We start from the raw sequence: 22,970 nt of genomic DNA, 5'->3' as shown, positions 1-22,970 counted from the left end.
CGTGATAAAACTCAAACATTCAGCAAAAGGTATTCGCGCTCCCACGGGCTAATGACTTCCATAAAAGTCTCGAACTCTTGCCGCTTGATTGCCGCATAAGTGCTTACAAACATATCTCCTAAAATAGCACGTATCGCTGTATCTTGCTCAAATAAACTCACGGCTTCAATGAGTCCACGCGGCAATTCAATGTTATCAACATTCACATTACTTGTTGTTGGCTCATCTGGCGCAAGTTTTTGCTGCAAACCAATAAGACCACAAGCTAAAGAGGCCGCAAGTACTAAATAAGGATTAGCATCTGAGGAAGGAAGTCTATTTTCAACGCGCCGTGCCTGTGGGGAAGAACGCGGCACACGAAACGCCGTAGTACGATTGTCATACCCCCATCGCAAATTCACAGGTGCCGAAATATCAGGCATAAGACGTCGATAAGAATTGACATAAGGCGCAAGCATCACAAGTGCTCCTGCCATATGTTTTTGTAATCCACCAATAAAATGGCGAAAACAAGCACTTTCCTCACCATCTTCTTGTGTAAAAATATTCAACCCAGTTTTCTTATCAATAACCGATTGGTGAATATGCATAGCAGAACCTGGCTGCCCTTGAATAGGTTTCGCCATAAAAGTCGCGTACATATTATGCTTAAGTGCCGCTTCACGAATGGTTCGTTTAAACATAAAAACTTGATCCGCTAATTCAATCGGATCTCCATGACGTAAATTGATTTCAAACTGACCAGCCCCTTCTTCATGAATAAGCGTATCAATTTCTAACCCTTGTGCTTCTGAAAAATGATAAATATCATCAATAAACTCATCAAATTCATTCACACCAGCAATTGAATAGCCCTGACCTCCACCAATTGAGCGCCCAGAACGACCAACCGGAGGAACCAGAGGATAATCAGGGTCGGGATTCTTTTCCACCAAATAAAATTCGATTTCTGGTGAAACAACCGGCTTTAGCCCCATTCGCGTGTAAAAATTGATGACTTTTCGCAAAACATTTCGTGGCGTGTAATCCACAACCTGCCCATTTTGATACACAAGATCACAAATCACTTGTGCAGTAGGTGCTTCTTCCCATGGTACAATGCTTAACGTGGAAAGATCAGGCTCAAGACGCAGATCACCATCCGTTTTGGGATATTCAAAACCATGCCCATCTTCAGGATAATCTCCTGAAATTGTTGCCATAAAAACAGCTGAAGGTAATGCCAATGATGTTTCTGAGGTAAATTTTTTAGAAAGCATCATCTTACCACGCGGAACGCCCGCTTGATCAGGTGTAATACACTCAATATCTTCTGCATTACGGAAAGCAAGCCATTGCGAAACTTGTTCCCAATTGTTTACACCACGTAAATTTTTAAGAAAGTGAAAAACAGGCTTAGAACCTTTTTTTTTCATTTGTTTACCATTTTTCACAGCCATAACATACCAACTTAAAAAAACAATCAAGCTCTGCCTTCCTGCACGCATCCCCTCTACAAACTTTATAGCAAAACTTTATCAATTTCATTTTAAAGAATACAAGCGCTCTTCCCAAGATAAAAAAACTTGTAACCATTATAAGCCGCTTATTCTATCAAATATAGTGAAAAATTGGTACGGTTGGTGGGATTTGAACCTACGACCTCTGGTGCCACAAACCAGCGCTCTAACCAACTGAGCTACAACCGCATAAAAATAAGTGTACCATAACTGCTTACAATTTCATAAACACTTATTCTCTGTCTGAGTGACATAAGGAAGATCAGAAGAGTTTGCAAGCCCCTTTCCCAAAATCCTATAGTTTTTATCCAGAAAAATCATTTTATCATGAAGGAAGCGCACGTTTTGCCCAATCTTCAACACGATGATCGCGATAAGCTTTGATAGTATCAATGCTATCTTGCTGCATAATCTGCAAAATCTCTTCCAGAATAGTTATAGCAAGATCTGGCCCCTTATAAACCATTCCACTATATAATTGAACTAAGTCTGCCCCAGCTTTCACCTTTTCTAAAGCTGTCCAAGCATCCTTGACACCACCAACACCAATGATTGCAATTTCCTTCCCCAATTTTTGGCGCATTTTTGCAAGCACAATCGTTGATCGTTCAAAAAGTGGCTTGCCAGAAAGCCCCCCCTCTTCACCACTCAAGAGACTATCGTTAAGTCCTTGGCGTGAAAGAGTGGTATTGGAAACGATGAGACCATCAAAATCAGAAGCTTTTATTTCTTCAGCAATGTCATCTAACGCCTTTTCCGATAAATCAGGTGCAATTTTTAAAAAAATGGGAACAGAAAATCCATGCTTTTTCTTTTGCTCACTGCGCGCCTGCGAAACTGAATTCATCAAAATATGTAAATTATCCCGCGCTTGTAAATCGCGTAAACCTGGCGTATTCGGTGAAGAGATATTAACCGTAAAATAGTGCGCAATATCATAAAAATGCGTAATCCCCGCAACATAATCGTTATTTTTATTGATCGTATCCTTATTGGCACCAATATTGATTCCTACAATACCGCGTTGTTTCTGCGCGCGAAGTCTGTTGTAAACAATGTGATGTCCATCATTATTAAAGCCCATTCTATTAATAATCGCCTCATCTTCTTGTAAGCGAAAAAGCCGTGGTTTGGGATTTCCCGCTTGAGGTTTTGGTGTTACGGTCCCAATTTCAGTAAAACCAAACCCTAAACGAAAAACAGCATCGACAACCTCTGCATTTTTATCAAACCCGGCAGCAAGACCCACAAAATTTTTAAACTCAAGACCTGCAATCGTTACACACAAACGCTTGTCAATAATCTTCCGACAACTGTTCAGTCCACTTTTCAACCCAATAATCGCTAAACGGTGTGCATGTTCTGGATCCAACATAAACAAAGCAGAACGACCAATACAACGAAAGAAATTCATCAATCCTTCTCCAAAAATAAACCCGCCCCAACTGCACCACACATAAATCTTCTCATACAAAAGATCATCCATAAAGATGGTATATCATTAACCTAAAAACATCCACATATTGTAAAAAGTTTATAGGATTTTATAGGATAATGACAGAGAAGTTCATAAGATTATCGCTATTAATATTTACATCTATGCATACTGAATAAAAAAGCGTCTTTTAATGTTTGAAAAAGATGCTCCCCTTTTTTCAAGTGATGAAGTGATGAAGTGATGAAGTGATGAAGTGATGAAGTGATGAAGTGATGAAGTGATGAAGTGATGAAGTGATGAAGTGATGAAGTGATGAAGTGATGAAGTGATGAAGTGATGAAGTGATGAAGTGATGAAGTGATGAAGTGATGAAGTGATGAAGTGATGAAGTGATGAAGTGATGAAGTGATGAAGTGATGAAGTGATGAAGTGTAAAATCATTTGCAAACAAGTCAACATATTGATTTACAATTCTTATTTATCTTTCTACATCTTAAATTTAAGAAAAACAATACTGTAAGTTTCTCTCATTTTAGACCTGTTGATATTCACGTAATAAAAGCACTTTTCTTGCACACCATAAGCAAAATTGGTTGTGTGGATCATAATGCTTTAAATAAAGAGTAAAAGCACCTTTAACCGTCTTGATGCAAAAACTGTCGCAATATCATGAATGGATAAATCAAATCATGGCGTAGGCTTGTCCTTCCATACACCGCTTTATATCTTCATAAAGTAAGCGTAAAGATGGTGTCACCCAATCAAGAGCTTTTGCGCTATACCATTCACAAATGTTGTCATGAAACGGCAATCCAGCCTCATTTGAGGAGGACATGACGTTGTAAAGGTGAAAACCAGCCTCCAAACTTACCATCATTTTGAAATTCAGCTTTACGGATTTCAAAAGTCTCTAAAGCAATGTCTTTAAGATAATGAAGATACCACATTGCTTCACGCTTTTGTTCCTCACGTTCTTTAATGGGGTCACGCCCCTCATGTAAAACAGAACGCCACCCACGTTGCACATTCACGGGCTTGTTTTAAAGAAACTTCTGTGGCGCCAATCTTAGAGCCCCTAAGTCCATTTTACGACGATGTGGGTGAATTGTATAACAATAAATCCATCGCGCACCACCATCTTCACGCTTAGAAAGGGACAAGCTGGCACCATCATTCTCTTTACCAGTGCCCAATATATTTACAAGCTCAGGTCTATTTACGCACTCATAGTATTGTAGCAGCCCTTGCATGAAAGCGGTTCATGAGAGGCATTTTTCCTTCTTTCTTTTTTCGTTTCCCCCCATATGCCAACCCCACTCATGGCATACGGCCAAGTAAACAAAATTGATTTAACATAAAAAGGCTTAAAATGAGATAAACCCACAAGATTTGGGGTTGTGATTCAAGCTCTATAATGGCAAATAATCGTTATAAATCAATTCTGTGTATGAAATATGATTTAAAACGATAAAAGAGGTGTCTTTAAAATAACCGTGTGAATGTGTGGTAGCATTCTGTTTTGCGTGATGGTTGTACCCCCATTTTAAGAACATGAGAAAAAAAGCGCGAAACAATGCATAATCTTCATAATCTCAAAGACATTGTTGTAGATGCTTTTGAAATCCCTAAGGCTGAATTTCAAAATGATGGTAAATTTGGAGGCTGGTTTTCACCTTTACAACGTCATGGACCCCAAATGAGACTGCATTGCCATTTCAGAAATTACACAAATAAATATACGCAATAAGCTTGCTCTCATGTGGCATACAAAAACTGCAACAGCAGAGAACGCGGTGATTCGTCTTAAGTTTTGTTTCAAACATGCTGCGGCATTGGGATTAGATATTGATTGACAAGCAATAGCCAAAGCACACGCCCTCTTGGAAAAACAACGCCATAAAACTATGAAGAGACCTGCAATAGAATTAAAGAGAGGTGCCAACTTTTTTAAGAAAATAACAACCGCTCTTTCCTTTTTCATCAAAAGCGATACTTTAATATCACTATCGTATATGTAAAGGGGAAAACACAATGCTTAAAGAATTCAAAGAATTTGCCCTAAAAGGCAATATGATTGACCTTGCTATCGGTGTAATTATAGGAGGCGCTTTTGGTGCTTTGGTTAATTCAGTTGTCAATGATATTTTTATGCCAATCATTGGGCTGATTACGGGCGGAATCGACTTTTCTAACATGTTTATTCAGCTTGCTGGTGAAAAACAAGAAACACTGAGTGCTGCTAAAGCAGCAGGTGCTACCATTAGCTACGGACACTTTATCACGTTATTTATCAATTTTCTCATTATTGCTTGGATTCTTTTTCTTTTTGTTAAAGCCATGAATAAACTGCGTCGCAAACAAGAAGAAGAGAAGTCCTCCCCCAAAATGTCTCTAGAAGAACAATTGTTGTCAGAAATCCGAGATCTTTTGGCCAAGAAGAAATAAATTTACGCGCTATTTTTCTCATGGAACACAGGAAAAAACATTTCCACAGTTGTTCCATGACCAGGTTTTGAAAAGAGAAAAAATTGACCACCACTCTCTTCTACCATTGCTTTACACATCGGAAGCCCTAAACCAGTTCCAACAAAGCTACTGTCATCAGAGCGTCCGTCTTTGCGCTTTATCTGACCATAAGGTTGGAGTGCCTGCACAATTTCTTCATCACTCATTCCTATACCATTATCACTTACTGAAATCTTGACGCGCTCTTTTTTTCTATAAGAAACATGAACAACGATCTGCCCACCCGATGATGTAAAACGAATAGCATTGGAGAGAAGATTCCATACAATTTGCCGAAATGTCTGTTGCGATACACGAATAAATGGTACAGAAACTGGAGCAGCAATGCGCATGATAATACCATTATGATTCGCCTGTGTTTCAAGAAAAGCCATACTCGCACGCAAACAAGCTATTACATCAAATTCTTCCGCTCTCAGCGGAAGATTTGGCTGGTTATTTTTCCCCAAATAATTCGCTTTCGAACATTCTAGTAATTGATTAACCAACGATAATATATGTTTTCCAGATGAGATAATATCACATAAATATCCATGATAACGCTCATTGTCTATCGAACCAAAACGACCATCCCTCATAATTTCTGCAAAACCAATAAGAGTATTCAAAGGGATCCGTATTTCATGAACAATTCCAGCTCTTTTATTCTCTTCTGCCTTTTTATCCATGAGTAAAACTGTTTTTGTCGCATTATGTAATATAACAGCGTAATTGCCTTGTCGTGCCAAAGATACAATTGTCATAGAAACTGTTATATTTTTATGGTTTTTTGTCATTAAATCAACTGTTGAACTGCAATTAAAAACCTGATTTTTTCCCTTCATACGGATCAACTCAAAATATTTTTTAACAAGCGGTCGGTTTTGCAAAATAAACAAGGATGATAATGGCTGTGCCAATAGTTCATTGATCTCATAACCCGTGAGTGCCAAAGCAGCACGACTAACCGATTGAATAAAACCTCGTCCATCCAACCAAAAAACGCCCTCCATCGCTGTATTCAACAAGGATAAAACCACTGCAGGTTCTTTTATGAGAGTTTGTTCCACAGCATTTACCGACCATGCCTGCGCATTTGACAACTGAACTGCCGCATCCTCATCCACATGCTCACATCCTACAGATAAATGCAATTCTCCACGCAATCGTTCTGCAATCTCACGAAAAGCTGAACGCTCTACCTCTGAAAGACTCGTTGTTTTTGTCTCCCAATTTTCCTCTTTTTTCTCTTGCCTTTTTTCTTGTCTTTTCAAAATACCAAAACCTCGAAATCCCTCAAAACATTGTTCATCATCAAAAATTGGCACAGCAGATAATTCAGCATCAAGACACTCCAAACTCTCATCAACAGGCCACTGCACTGTTCGTTTACTCCAAGGTACAAGTTCTGCAACAAGACTGCTAAACTCCTGATATCGCTCATCATGAAATCTATTGCTAAGCGCATCAAAGTCAGATCCTAAAATAGAGGAAGAGAGAGGTCCAACAATTTCAGCCAATTCTTTTGAAACTTCACAAAATCGTCCCTCTTTGTCTATCCTCCAGGTGAAGCGCTGCGGTAAAAGTTCTGTCGTAAAATGAAAAAGTTTTTGATTATTCTTCAAGTCATTCGATTCTAATGGTGCATATAAAACCAAAAAACGTACCGGATTCACCTGCAAGCGGATAACGCCAACTTGCATACGAATACCTGCTATGGACAAAACTGTTTTGACTGGGGATTCATTATCAATCGTCTGTAATAAAATTCTGACCGGTTCATCAACAAAAGAAAAATGAGAAGAAGATTCCAACACTGTGCCGTGTTCATCAATTATTGCAACAGACAGTGTTGCCTCATCCAAGCCAGCAAGAAGAGAAACCTCCCCTTCTCGCAAAGATTCTAGCAAAAACACCTTCCCTAAATAGCCACATCCAATAGAAACTATAGAAAATTCAGTGCAGTGCTTTGCACCATACAACGTAATAAAATCTGCACCCCCCAATATCTTTTGGCATTCTGCACTGTCCCCAAAAAACGGCTTCTTTATCATCGCTGTAACAGACGTAAAACCGAAAAAATATGCCGCTGCACCATTTGACCAAAGAATATTTTTACAATCAAAGGAGAGAACAAAAGCCATCTGCCCCCGCATAAAAGCTTGTTTAATTTCCTTCGATTCCAAATAATCTAAAAATGTCAAAGACATCTCAAATCCTTTTTTGTATCACTCACCACACTGCACCAGTGGTTTTAATACAAAATATCGCTTCTATTTTGTCACTCCCCATTTTATATTTCTTATCTTTCACTCGTAAAATAAGCACACAGCAACAACCTCTCTCACATAATAAGCATGAACCATTAAAAAAATGAGCGTTTCACGTTTTAGAGGTAAAGTATTCTTAAAACTGTTTTATTTATTCTTATATTCATCGAGCAGAATTTCACGTTTTCCAACATGATTAGCAGCTCCAACGATGCCTTTTTCTTCCATGCGTTCAACGAGAGAAGCTGCCTTATTATAACCAATTGCAAGTCGACGTTGAATATAAGATGTTGAGCATTTTTTATCACGCATGACAATCTTGATAGCCTGTCTATAAAGTTCCTCACCATCTTCTTCAAGATTTCCTTCCGAATCTCCGGAAACTGAATTGGCAGAATCACCGTCTTTATTCTCATCTTCAGCATCCGTTACCGTGGTTAAATAATCAGGCTTGCCTTGCATTTTAAGATGAGCAACCACAGACTCTACTTCTTTATCGGAAACAAAAGGGCCATGAACACGTACAATACGTCCGCCACCTGCCATATGCAGCATATCTCCCTGCCCTAACAGAGTTTCAGCACCTTGTTCTCCTAAAATTGTACGACTGTCTATTTTTGATGTGACTTGGAAAGAAATACGCGTAGGAAAATTTGCTTTAATCGTGCCAGTAATGACATCAACAGAAGGACGCTGTGTCGCCATAATAAGATGAATGCCTGCTGCACGCGCCATTTGCGCCAAACGTTGAATGGCATTTTCAATTTCTTTACCCGCCACCATCATGAGATCGGCCATCTCATCAACAATCACAACAATATAGGGAAGCTGCGTGAGATCCATTGCTTCTTCATGATAAAGTATTTCCCCACTTTCTTTATCAAAACCCGATTGTACAGTACACATGATGATTTCGCCTTTTTGTGCGGCAAGTGCAACACGTGCGTTAAAACCATCGATATTACGCACACCCAACTTAGCCATTTTGCGGTAACGATCTTCCATTTCACGAACCGCCCACTTTAAAGCTGTTACCGCCTTTTTAGGATCTGTTACAACAGGTGTTAAAAGATGTGGAATGCCATCATAAACAGAAAGTTCTAGCATTTTAGGGTCAACCATAATCAAACGACACTGCTGTGGTGTCATTCGATAAAGGATTGATAAAATCATTGTATTAATTGCAACCGATTTGCCCGCACCTGTTGTTCCTGCAACCAATAAATGAGGCATTTTTGCTAATTCTGCAATGACGGGTTCACCATTAATATCCTTCCCCAAAGCAAGAGCTAATTTAAATTGGCTTTCACGAAAAGACCTTGTTTGGATTAATTCTTTTAAATACACGGTTTCACGAACCGCATTTGGCAACTCAATCCCAATAACATTCCGTCCAGGAATTACAGCAACACGCGTAGAAATTGCAGACATAGAACGCGCAATATCATCAGAAAGATTAATAACACGTGATGATTTTACTCCAGCTGCAGGCTCAAACTCATACATTGTCACCACTGGTCCTGGATGCACATGGATAATTTCACCCTTAATGCCAAAATCTTCCAAAACGCTTTCCAAAAGTCCAGCACTACGCTCTAATATTTCTTGTGAAATCACAGAATCTTCATGAAAAGTGGGATTTTGCAATAAATGAATCGGAGGAAATTCATAAACATCATGATCACGAGATTGAATATTTGACATAAAAGCAGAATGATGATCACCTAACAGTGTGCGAGCGGATCGCGATATTTTACCTTGTTGTTTCATTCCAGAAGAAACTTCTGCACTCTTTACGTTTTCTGCAACTCTATCATCAGTAAGACGACTGATCTTTGGAGTCTCTCTCGTCGCCCCTCCATCATTTGATGTGTCATCTCTGTTGCTTAACGTATCAGCTAAATCTTCAACAGCAAGTCTCAAATGATCCTTTGAAACCTCTTTAACAGAATCACCCTTTGTATGTATTAAATCAGAATTTTTCTCTGTTTTCCGTATCCCTTCTGCTGAAGATTCTGATGTAAGAGAATCGTAAAACTGTGGAAATCGATATTCAAGAACGCGATAAAGAGCAGTAATCGACTCATCAAAAGCAGAAGTCGCACTGGAAGCAATCTCATGCCCCGTATCACCAATCGGTGTTACAACCTCTCTAGACGTTTGCATATCAACCTGTTCTAACATAAAGGATCCACATTCAAAAAATGCATCATCAGAAAGATAAAAAACAGGCTTTGTTTTTTGCTGCATATTTTCTACTTGTAATTTATCCTTCTCAAGGGACTTATTCATAGCTTGCTGTGACAATTGCTTTAAAACTGTCTCATAGCAAATGGAGGCTTTATTTTCTATTGATTGAGGGTTAACAACCTTTTTTGTTGACGGAGTTTCTTTTGTCCCCTTATTGCAGCATATCATATTTGTAGGATCTTTTTGCTCTTTCCTGTCTGTAAAAGCTTTAAATTGTTTCGCAAAAACGGGATCTTTTTCTATGCGACGACGCAAAATTTCAACTTCTGGTGTTCGCGTAAAACGCACATTTTGTCCAAGGGTGAATGCCTTTTTCCAGATTTCCGGATAAGAGGATATCTCGGCAAGCTTAGTATATGAATTTCCTTCTGATATATCTTGAGAACTCTCATCAGAAAAAGAAGACGGAGAAATGGATTTTATTTTCGAATTATGCATGACATCCAACAAATTTATAGCAATGAGTATAATCTCTTCTTCAAAAAGAACACACGGAGATTATAATATGAAGGTTAATAACATTTTGCTGACTGATATTTTTTAACAAAAATCATGCAGAAATTTTTCTCAATGAGACTTTTTTCACAAATGTCGGATAAATTGCAAAGTGCATGATGAGATGAGAACTATCCCCCATCTTTTTATAAAAAAATTCTTTTAGAAAAAATGATAGAAATCGCTCATTATTCTCTTTTCTTGTCACTTCATAAATTAATACAATAATACAATTTGTTAGCATAAGAAATGCTCTTATAGCTTTCCCATCTTACTGACATAAAATAGGCTTATTTTTCGACGTTTGATAAGATTACCCTTGTTATTCTTCTCTAAAAGAGTTCAAATAGGATAAATTATAATAATGTAACAAAGGGAGAAAAACATGTTTAACAAGCGGAAATTTTATATCAATGGCCTATGGGATGATCCAAGTACTCCTCATGATCTACACGTCATTGATCCATCAACAGAAGAGGCTTGTGCTGTTATTAGTTTAGGCAGCACACAAGATGCAGATAAAGCAATTGAGGCTGCTAAAACAGCTTTTCAAACATGGAAAACAACCCAGCCTCATGAACGTCTCGGCTTCGTTGAAAAAATTTTAGAAATTTATGAAAAACGCTCGCAAGAGATGGCAAAAACCATTTCAATGGAAATGGGAGCGCCTATTGATATGGCCCTTAATGCGCAAACCGCAACCGGTAGTTCCCATATCCGCAACTTTATCAAAGTTTACAAAGAGTTTGCATTCCAAAAAACTTTAGTAAAAGGAAATGATCAAGCGATTCTTCATTATGACCCTATCGGTGTTGTAGGATTGATTACGCCATGGAACTGGCCTATGAACCAAGTAACCCTTAAAGTTATTCCAGCTCTTTTAGCGGGCTGCACCATGGTGTTAAAACCCTCTGAGATTGCTCCTCTTTCTGCCATGCTCTTTGCTGAAATTGTAGATGAATCTGCTCTCCCAGCAGGTGTTTTTAATTTAGTTAATGGAGATGGTGCTGGCGTTGGTTCTTATCTTTCTGCGCATCCAGATCTGGAAATGATCAGCTTTACCGGATCGACCAAAGCAGGAAAAGATATTTCTAAAAATGCCAGCGATACTTTAAAACGGGTCTGCCTAGAACTTGGTGGCAAGGGCGCTAATATCATCTTTGCCGATGCTGATGCAAACGCTGTGCAGCGAGGTGTGCAACATTGCTTTTATAATAGTGGACAAAGCTGTAATGCACCAACACGCATGCTTGTAGAACAAAGTATCTATAAGGAGGCAATAAAAATAGCTAAAAAAGTTGCCGAAAAAACAAAAGTGGGACCCAACAACCAAACAGGAGACCACATTGGTCCGGTCGTTTCAAAAAAACAATATGATAAGATTCAAGACCTTATCCAATCTGGAATTGATGAAGGTGCAACACTTGTTACCGGTGGAACAGGTTTACCTATAGGAATGGACCGCGGTTATTATGTACGCCCAACAGTCTTTGCTGATGTAAAACCTAGTATGCGTATTTTTCAAGAAGAAATCTTTGGCCCAGTTCTCTCAATGCTTCCCTTTAATACAGAAGCTGAAGCCATAGCCATAGCCAATGACACAAAATACGGTCTTACAAACTATATACAATCGCAAGATCGTAACAAATCTCGTCGTATTGCTGCACAAATACGATCAGGTATGGTAGAGGTAAATGGGCATGGATTACCCGATGGAAGTTACTTTGGAGGTGTAAAATTCTCTGGACGTGCTCGTGAAGGTGGACTTTGGGGAATCGAAGAGTTTCTTGATAGCAAAGCAATTTCATATTGGTAAAGATTTTATGAAAAGTTTAATAGGAAACAGATGGTAACCCAGAAAATAACGGATGAAGGTGCCCTTGGACAAAGACTAGATCAGTGGCTTGCTCAACAATATCACAACGCCCTATCACGTTCACGTCTGCAAACCCTCATCCGTGAAGGCTATATTAAAATTGATGGTCAATGTGTAAAGGAACCAAACACAAAATTAAAACCTCATCAAATTATTGAACTGACCATGCCGGTTCTCCGCGATGCAGAACCTCGTGGTGAAAACATTGCATTAGACATTCTCTTTGAAGATGATCATGTCATTGTTATTAATAAACCAGCTGGTCTTGTCGTTCATCCCGGGAATGGAAATTGGACGGGAACATTAGTTAACGCTCTTATTCATCATTGTGGGAATAGTCTGTCTGGCATTGGCGGTGTTAAACGCCCGGGCATTGTTCATCGTCTCGATAAAGATACAAGTGGCGTTATGGTTGTTGCTAAAAATGACCTTGCTCATAAAAATCTTAGTGCCCAATTTTCTGACCATGGACGTACCAACGCATTAGATCGACGTTACCATGCCCTGATTTGGGACACCCCTAGCCGTAATGCTTGGACAATTGATGCACCTCTTGGACGTTCTCCCCATAACCGAACAAAGCAAGCTGTCGTCCATCACGGACATCCTCATGCCCGACATGCTGTCACACATTTTTCTCTTCTAGAAAAATACACAACGCATGCAGAAACAACATCTATTGCCAGCCTTCTGGAATGTCGTTTAGAAACTGGACGTACGCACCAAATCCGTGTTCATATGGCGTATATCGGACATCCACTCATCGGTGATCCTGTTTATGGAAATGCTTTTAAAACGAAGTCAAACACGCTTAATCCCATCATTAAAAATGCAATCGATCAATTTAACCGACAAGCACTTCATGCAATTCTTCTTACTTTTGAACACCCTACTACAGGTAAAGTTATGTCTTTTTCTTCACCACTTCCTCAAGACATGGCTGAACTTATCAAGCATTTTAAAAAATAAATTGCAACTTTTAACCTTTTCAAGATTTCATAATAAAATATCTTTTTTGAACAAAGTTTAAAATTATGCTAGTATCACATTAAAGAGATGTTATAATCTCGAGAAAAAGAATTTGCCTTATGAGGGAATTCATTGAAAAGGAGGGTGCTATATGGCCCATATGAATCTGTTATCAGTAACAATAGGTGACGGAGGATTAGATCGTTACCTAGAAGAAGTGTGTCGTTTTCCAATACTCGAACCGAAAGATGAGTATATGTTGGCGCAACGTTATCGCCAACATAATGATCTAAAAGCTGCGCATAAGTTGGTGACGAGTCATTTACGTCTTGTTGCTAAAATTGCAATGGGATATCGGGGTTATGGATTACCTATTGGAGAAGTCATTTCAGAAGGAAATGTAGGACTTATGCAAGCTGTTAAACGCTTCGAACCAGAGCGTGGGTTTCGTCTTGCAACCTACGCTATATGGTGGATTAAAGCATCAATCCAAGAATATGTCTTACGATCCTGGAGTTTGGTGAAAATAGGAACAACGGCTAATCAAAAACGTTTGTTTTTCAATCTTCGTAAGTTAAAGAGTAAATTGCAAGCACTTGATAGTGGTGATCTCAACGCCGAACAAGTCAAAGAAATTGCAACAAAATTGAATGTCACAGAAGATGAAGTCGTCTCCATGAATCGTCGACTTGGAGGTGACACTTCACTCAATGCACCTCTTCGCACAAAAGAAGGTGAAAATGGTGAATTACAAGATTGGTTAGTAGATGATTCCAAAAATCAAGAACAGATTTTGATCGAACAAAATGAATTGGAAAATCGCCGTTCCATGCTTACAAATGCTATGGATGCTTTGAATGAACGCGAAAAGCGCATATTTAAAGCACGTCGTTTAAGCGATCAACCGTTGACGCTAGACCAGCTCTCACATGAGTTTAACATAAGTCGAGAGCGTGTACGACAAATTGAAATGCGTGCATTTGAAAAAGTACAAGATTCTATCAAAGCTGTCGCTTTATTCCAAAGCCAAACGTAGCGTTGTTGAATAGAGAGCCAACGACTTGTGTATTCTTCAAATAAAGACAGGATATGCGTTGTTGGCTTTGTGCTTTTAAAGATTAAGCTGCCAAGATTCTTTAACGATAAAAGTTCTCTTTTATATTTTTTACTTCCGCGCATATTGGAGTTTTATTTTTTCTGACCCAAAACTGTTTGTTTATTTTCTGTTCGTTTATTTGGTTGCGTGAGCCATTCACCAATTACTTCATTAAAAATGGATTTACCTGTTTGTCCCTTTGTAAAAGTCAATTCATTAATACGCCCGTTTTTATCCGTTAACACCAGGCGTATCCAATCCAATTCCCGCATCAATTGCAAATTTCGATCAAGAAGTGGATGATTGCCGCTTAATGCAATCAGAAAAAAATCATTCCCAATCTTCGCTGTAACAGTCTTTGTTAAAGCCTGCCCAATGGATTGCTCACTTGCTTTAAAAGTTAATGCTTGAACACTGCTTATAGCTTGCCCTGAAAATTTATCCGAAAGAATAAAAATGAGATCCATAATATACGCAGCAGGAAAAGACAAATCAGTATTACGACGCAAAATCAACCGTAGCGATAATCCTTCATCTGGAATCGTTATATCACCTTGTATTGCCAATTCTTCCGGCGCCCCTTTCACACGAGACTCTTTTATAAGTTTCCAATGCGCATTTCCTGTTGCCACTTTTTCCGCCTCATAATTCGTCCGTGTTTGGTAAAAGATAGCTTCACCTGATCGTTCCGAATTGCTCGCAACAATTTTTGACGTTCCTGCTTCATTCAAAGAATCTGCCTTTTGATTTAAACCAACATCAATTTCGCTCCCATCTTCTAATAAGCGTTTTGTTAACTTTCGATGAGTCGAAAGTGCTTTTGGTAAGGCGTGAGAAACTTGAAGATTTTCCCCAAGAGCCTGATAGTCACTTGATAGAAACACACGCCCACCAACAATACAAACACCAACAGTTAAGACGAAAAAACTAAAAAGAGCAGCAACACTTATCACAATACGCCTGCGTATCGACAACCGATTAGCACGACGTACAGCTTGAGAAAAAATATGCGAAATGATATGCGGATTATCTCCTTGTGAAGACACAGATGAAGGAAAAGTTTTTAATCGACTACCCCCAACATGCTCAGGAACCGAATAAGCTTCCATATTAACAGGCTCTGCATTTGGCAGCACGAATACAGAAGACTTATCAAGCGACGTATGATCCTTTGAATTTGTAGCCCCTTCTTGTTTTCTTTCTGCTTTTCCCCTTGAAAACGCACCACTTTGTGACAAGTGGGAATTTTGTGTATGTTCATCATCTTCAACTATATTTTTAGAATTCCCCTCAATCCCTGAAGAACATAACTTTTTGTCTCTCACTGAATATTCTTCTTCAACAATTGCAATGGCATTTTGCAAATTCTTTTTTTGCTCATCTGCTATTGCTTGTGGTACTGTTGCTACGGCAAACTGTTGTTCTAGTGCTTCGATAGCTCGTTTATAAATCCGCTTACGCACGTGTGGCGTCATATTATTTTGCGCATCAATTGCCTTTTTTAAGATTCCAACGAAATCTACCATATCCTCTATAATCTTTCTCAAACTGAGAAAAGAAAACCCAGCTGTAAGACCAAAAACACCTTTATTTTAGCCTTTTAAATTCATTGTTATTTATATTGATATATCGTAGCAGTTTAAAATGAATATGAAAAATAAACAATGCTATTTTGTATCTTTCTCTTACCCGATCCTTTGTCTTTCTTCATAAAAAACACGAAAGACAAACGGAAAACCTATACAGAAATCTCAACATAATCATGAACTTACAAAAGGATCTGTGATCAGAATCGTATCTTCACGTTCAGGGCTCGTGGATAATAAGGCAACCTGCGTACCGATGAGCTTTTCAATATAACGTATATATTTGACGGCCTGCACCGGTAAATCTTCCCAGCTTAATACATGTGCTGTTGCTTTCTTCCAACCTTCCAATGTCTCATAAATAGGCTTCACACACATTTGTGCCCCCATAGAAGAGGGTAAATAATCAATTTTTTTACCATCAAGCTCATAACCAACACAGATTTTAATTTTATCCAGCCCATCTAAAACATCAAGTTTTGTCAATGCTATACCGTGCACACCACAAACCGTTACCATCTGACGTACTAAAACAGCATCAAACCAACCACACCGACGTTTTCTCCCCGTCACAACACCAAACTCTTTCCCACGCGTCCCAAGGAGATCGCCAATATCATTTATCTGCTCTGTTGGAAATGGTCCTTCTCCAACACGTGTCGTGTAAGCTTTTGCAATACCTAAAACATAATGAATTGAAGCTGGCCCCATCCCTGAACCAGTACATGCCTGCCCAGAAACTGTATTGGAAGATGTTACATAAGGATAAGTCCCAAAATCATTATCTAATAGAGCACCTTGCGCACCTTCAAATAGAATACGCTTTCCCATCTTATAATTTTCATCTAAAAGACGCCATGTGCAATCCATAAAAGGTAGAATTTCATCCGCTACTTGCATTAACTCATCATAAAGCGCTTGAGGGTCAATTTCTGCAACGCTCATCCCCCGACGTAAAGCATTATGGTGCCCTAAGAGCCGTTCGATTTTAGTCATAAGTGTCTCAGGCTCCGCCAAATCCATCACGCGGATAGCACGACGCCCTACTTTATCTTCATAAGCCGGACCAATACCGCGCCTTGTCGTACCAATTTTTAAACCCGATAAACCACTTTCACGGGTTGCATCAAGATCACGATGCAAAGAAAGAATTAAAGGAGCATTTTCTGCAATCCGTAAAACTTCCGGTGTAATTTTTACACCTTGATCACGTAATTTTTTTAATTCTGCTACAAAATGATGGGGATCAACGACAACACCATTCCCAATAACGGATAACTTCCCACGAACTAAACCAGACGGTAAAAGTGATAATTTATAACTCACTCCATCGACAACCAATGTATGGCCTGCATTATGACCGCCCTGATATCTCACCACAATATCTGCTCGCTCAGACAACCAGTCTACAATTTTACCTTTGCCTTCATCACCCCATTGTGTACCAACAACTACTACATTGGCCATAACTTTCTCCGTCGTGTGTGGTCAAATAAAACCAGCATTCAAAAACAAACGTTTCTTTATAACGAAACCTTAAAGCAAGTGCGACTCTTCATTTTAACTTTTCCCAATCTTCAGAAGATTAAATCTTCAAATTCATAATAATAAAAGAAGAAAGTAGCAAATAATAAAAGCGGAAAGTACCACAACTTAAAAAAGAGCTTGTATTTTAAATCCGTTATTTTGCATAAAAAAGTATCAAAGTTTAGAGCTTTTGGTTTTTGATTTTGCTAAAATATGGGATATAATATTTGTATAACCTTCGTAAATTTTCGCAATTTATATATTATCTACAATATATTGATTCATAAAGAGTATTTGTCGTTTATTCTCTTGAATTATAACCCCGAATACCCATAAACTTCTCTCATTTCAAACCTCTTTATATTGAATCAATTTTGTTCACTTGGGCTTGTACGCCATAAATAAGTAGGGTTAGCACATGGAGTAAAACAAGAGAAGAAAGAAGAAAAATGCCACTCATGAACCACCTTCATTCAAAGGTTGTTGCAGCTCGTAAATAGACACTATTAAGTTTGTAAATATACCATGAGCTGGTAAAAAGAATGATGGTGCCGGCTTGTTACAGCAACATAACTTAGAAATTATAGTGTAATCCCAAAATCCCGAAACCACTGCTTCATCGTATGTCCTTTCAATGGGATTCTGTATAAAGCGATCGTTTATCATTGACTGAATTGTTCAAGCTAACTCCAAGATTACCCGCATTTCCTGACAAGTCTATGACAAATTTATGCCGATCATTAATTGTTCTATGATTATTCTTTACATTCTCACGCAACCAAACTGCCATAATGTAAGCGCTCGATGGATTTATCGGTATACAATTCACCAACGCCGCCGCAAAATAGGCTTAAGAGCTCTCAGACATATCTCGTTAAAACAAACTCGTGCAGCGAGGTGGCGTTCTGTTTTTCCTGAGGCTCGTGATCCCATTAAGAGCGTAAGATAATACAAATTTTCATTATCTCTAAAGGCTCTTGCACGACACAAAAATATGGAAAATCACCACGATCTCCCATATTCTTTGTTTTTTAAAAAGCCGTATTACAAAAATCGCTAAGAACGCCTTAAAGCCGTGCTTTTTCAACCTGAAAAGCCCATTCAAGCCATTCTGTTAGAATTTCAACATCAGAAGCCTCAACTGTTATACCTGTCCAAATCCGTAGCCCTGGAGGAGCAGATTGATACGAACCAATATCGTAAGCAGCCCCCTCTTCATCAAGACGGTTCACAACCGCTTTTATAAAGGAAGCCCGCTTTTCAGCACTCAAAGCAGTAACAACTGGATCCACAATATCTAAACATACAGATATATTAGAACGTATTTTAGGATCCTTTGCCAAATATTCTAACCACGGTGTTTTACGAACAAAAGCATCAAGTACAGCATAATTTTTCTCAACTCGCGCCATTAATGCTCGCAAACCACCTTGCTCCTTAGCCCATTTTAATCCATCGAGGAAATCTTCAACACATAGCAAAGAAGGGGTATTGATTGTTACGCCCTTAAAAATACTCTCAATCAATTTTCCATCTTTTGTCATACAGAAAATTTGGGGGATAGGCCAAGCTGGAACATAATTCTCAAGCCTCTCAACAGCACGAGGACTTAAGATTAACATACCATGCGCTGCCTCTCCTCCTAAAACTTTTTGCCATGAAAAAGTAACAACATCTAATTTTGAAAAATCAAGATTTTGTGCAAAAGCAGCTGATGTTGCATCACAAATTGTGAGCCCTTTCCGATTATCTGGAATGAAACTTGCATCAGGAACGCGTACACCAGAAGTTGTTCCATTCCATGCAAAAACAACATCACGATCAAAATTAATTTGCGTCAAGTCTGGTAGTTCACCATAAGGAGCTTCAAAACGGCGCACATCAGAAAGCTTTAATTGCTCAACAACATCTGTAATCCACCCCGAACCGAAACTTTCCCATGCCGCCATATCGACGCCACGTTCACCGAGTAAAGACCATAAAGACATCTCAACAGCACCAGTATCTGAAGCAGGAACAATTCCTATACGATAATCAGAAGGTACTTCAAGAATTTCACGCGTTAAATTAACGATTTCAGCAAGTCTTAAACCCGCTTCTTTCGATCGATGCGAACGCCCAACTAATGCCTTTTTAAGAACGTCAAAACTCCAACCAGGTCGCTTGCTACAAGGACCTGAAGAAAAATTAGGATTATTTGGACGAAAACTTGGTTTTTTTAACATCATCATTGCTCCCCTTTAATTTATATAATTTGTTTTTCTTTAAAGAAAAACAAATTATCATTGTAAAAGACTGTGCCAATAGTCTTTTGAGAAATCAAAAATGTTTTCTATTTATTTCGTGAGCTTAAAATACGCGGAAACCTGGTAAGAAATATCTCTTTTCAATTATGTCTCAAGATTGATTCTTTAAAGGCATTTGCTCGCATCATTACTACGATAAAACAGCATCTTGATAATCACACAGTAACGCATAGTCATACAGCTATCAAGTTTATTTTATGATAAAAAAATCATTGTAATTTCTTAGAATACAGAGATAAAATAATAAAAAAATCAATTATTTTGCTTTTGATGGCTGGACAGAGAAAATTTTAATGTTATAACCGCACGCGTTTCACGTGTTTTGTGAAATGTGCCCAGATAGCTCAGTAGGTAGAGCAGCGGACTGAAAATCCGCGTGTCCGTGGTTCGAATCCGCGTCTGGGCACCACTTTTCTTTGTTTAACATATTGAAATATATAATTTTTTATTTGATTCGCTGCTTTTCAGACCACCTTTTAGACCACCTCTTGTGGTTTATACAATTTTATTTAATTTGTTGTTATTTGCTCCGTATTTTTCTTTGGAGTAAAAGCGAGAATCTCTTTTTTTCTCCATCTTACTGCTCTCTCTAGCTTATAGGGTTGAGGAAACTCCCCTTGAAGCACCCAATTACGAATCGTTGTTGTTGATACACTAAAAAGCCGTGCACATTCACGGGTTGTTACATATCTATCGCCATCATCAAATATCATCTCATTACCTTTCTATTTTTATATTACTTAAATGGGTGGGGGTGCTGGGAGGAGAGAGCACCCCCATAACTTCAAGCGGCTTGTGTCAAGATCTGTTTCAGATCTCGTTCTATTTCCTCCAAAAATATCTCGACCGCTTGATTCATTTTTTGAATTTGTTCTTCATCACGATTGATACGTTTGATCTTCATGCGTAGGTGAGCTTTTTGATCCGTAAAACGTGGATCATAACTGATAAAATCACACCATTTTCGTCCCGTACAAGCCATCTGAAATTGCATTTGTGCAAGATATTCAGGCTTGATCTGGCTATCCATAAAAAAGCGCATGTGATTTACGGATCTTGGGCATTTGACTTCAATTAACCCATCATCACCAATCAAACCGTCGGGGCTTGCACCCGCCATTTCTATTGTAGGGTGTTGGATAAAACCGCATTTTACAATATTGGCATCATAAATGAATCCATATTCTTGTAAGGCGTCGTCTTCGTGCTCTATACCCCAGCGCATATCTTCAGTTTCATAAGAAGGGCTTGCCTCGCCCGTTAATCGTTCTGTGATAAGCTTTATTTTGTAGTCTTCATATTTGCTTGTAGGCAATCCTTTTGCTGTTTTGCTCATGATATTATAAATGTTCGAGGCTGTAACTTTTCCCAAGCGTGCTCGAAACCATTCTGCCGTTCTTTGTTCCATATCACACCGCCATTTCTTGTTCTTGTTGGGGTGCTGTATATTCGATATCTTGAATATGGATATACTCGGCATCTTGTATAGGAGCGTCTATTTGCTCTGTTTGTGGGAGGGATTTTTGCGTTTCAGTCATTTGCAAGCGTTGTTTTTTCTTTAGACCATCTAGAACTATTTGAGCTTGTTCATAAGTCATATCATTAAGGCTGTTTACTTTTACAAAAGAGAAAACGTTGTTTTCTTCTGTTTTGGTTTGGTTCATTAACTCTTTAATTTGTTCCAGCATATCATGAGAGACTGGTTTATTTTCAACCATCTGATTGACTTCATTAATACGGGCAGCTTCATCTTCTTCATAAATCCCTGAAAACCCGAAAGCATAACGAGCACATTGTATAGTGGCTTTATGACGTAACATACGTGCAGGGTATTTTTGCCAAGTGTCACTTTTTTGTTTGCATTCGTTTAAATATTCCGTGACTTCGATAGGGTCTTTTATGTCTTTGAGACGAATGGCACATTTAATAGCAATCAGATTACCATCTTTATCGAGTTGATCTTGAAAGGTCATACCATCGAATTTAGAATTAGATTTAATGATCTTAATCCATCCATCGATAGAGACAACAGGGATGATCCCACCACCCCTTTTAGGGAGTGCGTATATTTCTTTAGTTAAAGGATTAAGACCATAAGTATTAGCTACAGAGATAAAAGCAGCAAATTCTTCATCAGAGAAGTTATGATTGATACATGTTTTGATAATTGTCTTTCGAAATTGATCATGAGAAAATCCATATTTGCTTGCCATTGTTGTTAAAGGAGAGTTTGTCATATTTGTTTCCTTGATTTATGCGCAATTGCTCTGTGGCGTGAATCACGCAATGTTGAAAAATTATTTGTTTTGGGAAAATATGGGTCTATAAAGACTGTTTATTTGTTAGTTTATATTTCTGAGATATGACGTTTCTCTTTAATGAATGCATATTTGTTTTTTCAGCTGTTCAGATAAAACACCCATGCCTTTTGTGGTTATTTTTGCAGCTGGTACAACTTTTTCTGTACCTTTTGTTGTTTGAAGGGTGTGAGTTGAACAATCCATAAGACCTTTTTTGATTTTGTCTTGATAAGGCAATAAAGGAGAGCCGAATGTTCTTCGATAAACCCATCCTCTTTTTTGTAAGAAGATAATGAATTCTCTAGGTTGCATTTCCATAATTTTAGCAGCCTCTGTAAGACCGAAGAGACCGTCGGACCGTTGTAAGCTTTCAAGAGCCATTGCTTTTGGTTTTAATTCAGCAATTACGATATCTTTACGCTCATTTTCGTTTTTTAGATGAGTTAATACCCCTAACATTACCTGAGGGCTTGAGTAGTCTATTTGTTGAGGTGCTGCTGCCTGCTTTGCACGCCGCTCGCATTCGATAAAATACTCTCTTGCTTCATGCCCTTTATCATTACGCTCTATCATGGAAAGGTGTTTAGCCATATCTAATGTAATGTGATATTCTTTCATTTGTGCACCCCGGTAAAAATTTACCGCGGTTATAAAATCTATATTTTCACAAAACTTGCACTCTTTAATGCGATTTTTTATCCAATTTCTAAATTCAGATTTTATCTCTAAAAACGCGTGCAATTCACGAGCATTTACAGTTTGAACGAATTCACCATCGATTTGAGTTTGATTAACATTTATTAAGTTTTGTGTCATTTCTTTCTCCAAAGATTAAAAGCTTTCAAAAGAAAGC

Annotated in this window: 17 protein-coding genes, 2 tRNA genes and 1 pseudogene; 5 read left to right on the top strand and 15 right to left on the bottom strand. The window is 38.4% G+C overall.

Going from position 1 to position 22,970, the window contains the following annotated elements:
• Positions 1-11 precede the first annotated feature (11 nt).
• The 5 genes and pseudogenes from BN67_RS06875 to BN67_RS15415 form a co-directional block, all read right to left on the bottom strand.
• Positions 12-1,439: a glutamine synthetase family protein gene (locus tag BN67_RS06875; RefSeq protein WP_026088205.1), complete on the bottom strand. Its 1,428-nt coding sequence runs from the start codon at positions 1,437-1,439 to the stop codon at positions 12-14.
• 172 nt (positions 1,440-1,611) lie between these two features.
• Positions 1,612-1,688: transfer RNA gene (locus BN67_RS06870), tRNA-His, on the bottom strand.
• A 136-nt stretch (positions 1,689-1,824) separates the two neighbouring features.
• Positions 1,825-2,913, bottom strand: coding sequence for a quinone-dependent dihydroorotate dehydrogenase (locus BN67_RS06865; protein WP_033313243.1), 1,089 nt, complete (start codon positions 2,911-2,913; stop codon positions 1,825-1,827).
• A gap of 706 nt (positions 2,914-3,619) precedes the next feature.
• Positions 3,620-3,748, bottom strand: a complete 129-nt coding sequence (locus tag BN67_RS15225) for a hypothetical protein (RefSeq protein WP_280101216.1) — start codon at positions 3,746-3,748, stop codon at positions 3,620-3,622.
• A gap of 10 nt (positions 3,749-3,758) precedes the next feature.
• Positions 3,759-4,209 (bottom strand): annotated as a pseudogene (locus BN67_RS15415) (Arm DNA-binding domain-containing protein); the annotation flags it as partial.
• A gap of 759 nt (positions 4,210-4,968) precedes the next feature.
• On the opposite strand from BN67_RS15415, the gene mscL reads away from it, so the two are divergent.
• Positions 4,969-5,382 carry a large conductance mechanosensitive channel protein MscL gene (mscL, locus tag BN67_RS06835; RefSeq protein WP_019223395.1) on the top strand — a complete coding sequence of 138 codons (414 nt, stop codon included), beginning with the start codon at positions 4,969-4,971 and terminating at the stop codon, positions 5,380-5,382.
• A 2-nt stretch (positions 5,383-5,384) separates the two neighbouring features.
• On the opposite strand, the gene BN67_RS11810 is transcribed toward mscL, so the two are convergent.
• Positions 5,385-7,652 (bottom strand): PAS domain-containing sensor histidine kinase, encoded by a 2,268-nt coding sequence (locus BN67_RS11810; protein ID WP_019223394.1) that lies wholly within the window; start codon positions 7,650-7,652, stop codon positions 5,385-5,387.
• Positions 7,653-7,859: 207 nt separating this feature from the next.
• Complete coding sequence (locus BN67_RS06825; RefSeq protein WP_019223393.1) at positions 7,860-10,400, bottom strand: DNA translocase FtsK; 2,541 nt, start codon at positions 10,398-10,400, stop codon at positions 7,860-7,862.
• Between the two features lie 442 nt (positions 10,401-10,842).
• Between BN67_RS06825 and BN67_RS06815 the strand changes: the two genes are divergently transcribed.
• The 3 genes from BN67_RS06815 (at position 10,843) to rpoH (ending at position 14,338) form a co-directional block, all read left to right on the top strand.
• Positions 10,843-12,273 (top strand): aldehyde dehydrogenase family protein, encoded by a 1,431-nt coding sequence (locus BN67_RS06815; RefSeq protein ID WP_019223391.1) that lies wholly within the window; start codon positions 10,843-10,845, stop codon positions 12,271-12,273.
• A gap of 30 nt (positions 12,274-12,303) precedes the next feature.
• Positions 12,304-13,302: an RluA family pseudouridine synthase gene (locus BN67_RS06810; protein ID WP_019223390.1), complete on the top strand. Its 999-nt coding sequence runs from the start codon at positions 12,304-12,306 to the stop codon at positions 13,300-13,302.
• 151 nt (positions 13,303-13,453) lie between these two features.
• Positions 13,454-14,338: an RNA polymerase sigma factor RpoH gene (gene rpoH, locus BN67_RS06805; RefSeq protein ID WP_019223389.1), complete on the top strand. Its 885-nt coding sequence runs from the start codon at positions 13,454-13,456 to the stop codon at positions 14,336-14,338.
• Positions 14,339-14,490: 152 nt separating this feature from the next.
• Here the strand turns inward: rpoH and BN67_RS06800 are convergent, their stop codons facing one another.
• From BN67_RS06800 to BN67_RS06790, 4 genes are all read right to left on the bottom strand, one after another.
• Complete coding sequence (locus tag BN67_RS06800) at positions 14,491-15,924, bottom strand: hypothetical protein (RefSeq protein ID WP_019223388.1); 1,434 nt, start codon at positions 15,922-15,924, stop codon at positions 14,491-14,493.
• A gap of 234 nt (positions 15,925-16,158) precedes the next feature.
• Positions 16,159-17,451: an adenylosuccinate synthase gene (locus BN67_RS06795; RefSeq protein ID WP_019223387.1), complete on the bottom strand. Its 1,293-nt coding sequence runs from the start codon at positions 17,449-17,451 to the stop codon at positions 16,159-16,161.
• 691 nt (positions 17,452-18,142) lie between these two features.
• The gene (locus tag BN67_RS13620) at positions 18,143-18,301 is read right to left on the bottom strand and encodes a hypothetical protein (protein ID WP_192813128.1); all 159 of its coding nucleotides are present in this window, start codon (positions 18,299-18,301) and stop codon (positions 18,143-18,145) included.
• A gap of 277 nt (positions 18,302-18,578) precedes the next feature.
• The gene (locus tag BN67_RS06790) at positions 18,579-19,742 is read right to left on the bottom strand and encodes a phosphoserine transaminase (protein ID WP_026088203.1); all 1,164 of its coding nucleotides are present in this window, start codon (positions 19,740-19,742) and stop codon (positions 18,579-18,581) included.
• Between the two features lie 408 nt (positions 19,743-20,150).
• On the opposite strand from BN67_RS06790, the gene BN67_RS06785 reads away from it, so the two are divergent.
• Positions 20,151-20,226, top strand: a tRNA-Phe gene (locus tag BN67_RS06785).
• Positions 20,227-20,326: 100 nt separating this feature from the next.
• On the opposite strand, the gene BN67_RS06780 is transcribed toward BN67_RS06785, so the two are convergent.
• From BN67_RS06780 to BN67_RS06765, 4 genes are all read right to left on the bottom strand, one after another.
• The gene (locus BN67_RS06780; protein WP_019223385.1) at positions 20,327-20,530 is read right to left on the bottom strand and encodes a helix-turn-helix transcriptional regulator; all 204 of its coding nucleotides are present in this window, start codon (positions 20,528-20,530) and stop codon (positions 20,327-20,329) included.
• Between the two features lie 71 nt (positions 20,531-20,601).
• The gene (locus tag BN67_RS06775) at positions 20,602-21,225 is read right to left on the bottom strand and encodes a lambda exonuclease family protein (RefSeq protein ID WP_019223384.1); all 624 of its coding nucleotides are present in this window, start codon (positions 21,223-21,225) and stop codon (positions 20,602-20,604) included.
• Position 21,226: 1 nt separating this feature from the next.
• Positions 21,227-22,054, bottom strand: a complete 828-nt coding sequence (bet, locus tag BN67_RS06770) for a phage recombination protein Bet (RefSeq protein WP_019223383.1) — start codon at positions 22,052-22,054, stop codon at positions 21,227-21,229.
• Positions 22,055-22,192: 138 nt separating this feature from the next.
• Positions 22,193-22,933, bottom strand: coding sequence for a phage antirepressor Ant (locus BN67_RS06765; RefSeq protein WP_019223382.1), 741 nt, complete (start codon positions 22,931-22,933; stop codon positions 22,193-22,195).
• Between the last annotated feature and the right edge of the window lie 37 nt (positions 22,934-22,970).

Origin of the sequence: Bartonella rattaustraliani AUST/NH4 (genome assembly GCF_000312565.1) — a bacterium.
GTDB classification, from domain to species: domain Bacteria; phylum Pseudomonadota; class Alphaproteobacteria; order Rhizobiales; family Rhizobiaceae; genus Bartonella; species Bartonella rattaustraliani.
The sequence above is the reverse complement of the archived record's forward strand: the minus strand, read 5'-3'. Positions and strand labels throughout refer to the sequence as shown.